The 2,546-nt window shown below is 73.0% G+C and carries 2 protein-coding genes; one reads left to right on the forward strand and one right to left on the reverse strand.

Annotated features, from left to right (window positions below):
• Positions 1-540: ABC transporter ATP-binding protein (locus G3573_RS21105; RefSeq protein WP_163263611.1), on the forward strand; the 540-nt coding region annotated here is incomplete at its 5' end.
• Here the strand turns inward: G3573_RS21105 and G3573_RS21110 are convergent.
• The coding region (locus G3573_RS21110) for a lytic transglycosylase domain-containing protein (protein WP_163263612.1) at positions 522-2,546 on the reverse strand (2,025 nt) is incomplete at its 5' end. The genes G3573_RS21105 and G3573_RS21110 overlap by 19 nt on opposite strands.

Consider the following 2,546-nt stretch of genomic DNA (forward strand, 5'->3'; position numbering starts at 1 on the left):
GGCCTGGCCGGCTACCTGCCGCAGGAGCGCCGGATCGGCTGGGGCATGAGCGCCGTGCGCATCGCCGCGCTCGGCGCGATCACCGCCCCGCCGGCGCAGGCGCAGGCGCGCGCCCTGGCCGCGCTCGAACGCGTCGGACTGAGCGATCTGGCCGACCGCGGCGTGTTCGAAATGTCGGGCGGCGAGCGCGCGCGGGTGCTGCTGGCCCGCCTGCTGGTCACCCAGGCGCCGCTGCTGCTGGCCGACGAGCCTGTGGCGGGGCTGGATCCTGACGCCCAGCTGCTGACCCTGGAGCTGCTGCGGGCCGAGACGGCGCGAGGCGCGACGGCGATCGTCACCCTGCACGACCTGAGCCTGGCCGCGCGGTTCTGCGACCAGGTTCTGGTGCTGGACCACGGGCGCACGGCGGCGCAGGGCGCGCCGCTGGAGGCGCTGTCGCCGGCCGTGCTGAAGTCGGCCTTCCACCTGGACGCCGCCTGGACCGACACGCCGCACGGGCCGGTCCTCTCTGGCACGCGGGCTCAGTTCCCCGGCGTGTAGCCGCTGGGCGCATACGGCCGCGGGCCGCCGTAGCCGCCGCGCTTCAGATCGGCCGACGGCTGGAAGTTGGCGGCGGTCCCGCCGTTCAGTCGGGCGCGATAGACCTGCATGTTCTCGCTGACGCGCATGACGTAGTTGCGGGTCTCGCTGAACGGGATGCACTCGATGAAGTCGACCGGGTCGGTGGCCCCGCCGCGCGGGTCGCCGCAGTCGGCGATCCATTGCGGCGGACGGTTCGGGCCGGCGTTGTAGGCGGCCATGGCCAGGATGTACGAGCCGCTGAACTGGTCGACCAGCTCGCCCAGATGGAAGGCCCCGAGCTTCATGTTGTAGTCGGGATCCCACAGCATGTTCTCGCTCCACTCCACGCCGAGCCGGCGTGCGGCGCCGCGGGCGGTGGCGGGGAGCATCTGCATCATGCCGCGCGCGTCGGCGCTGGAGCGCACCCGCGGGTCGAAGCCGGATTCCTGACGGGTGATGGCCAGCACGAAGGCCGGCTCGGCCGAGGTCGGGACCGCGGGCACCTGGCGAACCGGATAGCCGCGCTCGGGCAGGATGTAGCCCTTCTGGGCGGCGGCGCGGACCACGCGCATCGACAGGTCCTGATCGCCGAGCTGGCGGGCCATGTCGACCAGCAGGGCGGCCTCTTCGGTGCTGGGCAGGGTGTCGTCGATGTGCATGACGAACACCCGGAACAGGTCCTTCTCGCCCGCGTCGGAGGCGATCCGGGCGGCGCGGATCAGCTCGCGGCCCTCGAACCGCTGGCGGTCGGCGTCGGTCGGAATCGGGTCGCGGCCCAGCGTCAGGCTGGTCTGGCCGGCCTTCTCGGCGGCCAACTGGCCGTAGAAGGTCGTGAAGTAGCGCCCGCCGGTCTGGTACTGGACCTTGGCCGCGTCGGCCTGGTTCTGCGCCTCCAGGGCGCGCCCGCGCCAGTAGCCGGCCCGGCCCTGGGTGATGGGGGTCGAGCTGGCGTTCTGCAGGGTGGTGAAGTGGCGGTCGGCCGTGGCCGCGTCGTTCAGTTTCCGAAGCGAGATCCAGCCGGCGAAGAACTCGGCCTCGACCAGTTTTTCGCCGCCGCGGAAGCCGTGGTTGGTCATGGCCGCGTAGGCCGTTTTGTAGTCGCGCGCCCGGATCGCCGCCTGCATGTAGAGCTTGCGTTCGCGCCAGAGCCGGTCGGCGCCGTCGTCGTCATACGGCGCCGGCGGGAAGCGGCTGACCAGGCTGAAGCCCAGGGTCTCCATGCCTTTGCGGCGCAGATAGCTGGCGCGCTCGAAGGCCAGGCCCGGGTCGGCCAGCAGCGGGGCGGGCACGGCGTTGAACAGGGTGTTGGCGTCCGCCGCGTCGGAGCGCAGGGCCATGCGAGCGCGGGCCAGGGCCTGGTAGTCGGCCGGCACCATGGCGATGATCGACTGGGTGGCCGGGCCCTGCGGACCCAGCAGCAGGGTGTCCAGGCGCTTGATGTGATCGTCCTGGGTCAGCCACGTCCCGTAGCGCGAGAGCATGGTGCTCTGCGCCCCGGCCTCGAACAGCCGGTTGCGCCACCAGTCCTTGACCAGCGCCTGGGCCTCGGCGGTCTTGCCCTGCGCCTGCAGGGCCGAGGCGAGGGTCATGGCCCCCTCGGCGGTGGTCGGCGCGTCGCCGCCGAACCAGGCGATCACCCGGTCGGGCGGCAGGTTGGCCAGCGCCAGCGAGCGTTCGGCCACCTGCTGGCGCCAGTCGCCGCGCGGCCAGCCGGCGAAGTCGCGGCGGGCGGCGTCGAGCTCGAAGAAGCTCATGCGGTCGCCCATGGTGTCGACCATGCCCCAGCGCAGCAGGCGTTGGGCGACGGGATCCTTGATCTGGGCGCGGTAGGAATCGGCCAGCTGCAGGTCGCGGGAACGCGCCGCCTGCAGGCCCAGGCGCAGCAGCTCGGCGTCCTGGCCGGACAGCGGCGCGCGCGGCGCGAGCGCGGGCGTGGAGTAGGCGGAAGGCGCCGCCGGCTGCGTCGTCGGGGTCTGGGCCTGGGC

It is taken from the genome of Caulobacter sp. 17J65-9 (assembly GCF_010975005.1).
Classification (GTDB): Bacteria; Pseudomonadota; Alphaproteobacteria; order Caulobacterales; family Caulobacteraceae; genus 17J80-11.